Raw genomic sequence first — 321 nt, forward strand, 5'->3', positions numbered from 1 at the left:
GAAGCCGCCGAGCTGGCCGCGCTGCCGGTGGTTTCGCACCGCCGCGGTTCCAAACTCTGCACGGTGATCGAGGGCGAGGTGGTGCGATGATCGGCCCGGTTCCCTTCCGCGCTGCCCCGGCGCAAAAGCCCTACCGCCCCGGCTTCCTGCGGCGCTCCCTGGCCTATATCGCGAACGGCGACCGGCCGCCGGTCTTGGCCTTCGTCTGGCCGGCGCGGGAACCGTGGGTCCCACCACCGCCGCCGGTTAAGCGGCCCCCCGCCGCGAAACGGACGCTTGCCGATCCTGGCGACCGGGCCATCCGTGCCTGCATCGTCGCCT

Annotated in this window: 1 protein-coding gene; it reads left to right on the forward strand. The window is 72.6% G+C overall.

The window, feature by feature from the left end; all coding sequences use genetic code 11:
• Positions 1 to 86 precede the first annotated feature (86 nt).
• Positions 87 to 321 (forward strand): hypothetical protein (locus tag ACVMLK_RS21385; protein WP_457487592.1); only part of this gene is annotated, 235 nt, incomplete at its 3' end.

The organism is Teichococcus aerofrigidensis, from assembly GCF_054073225.1.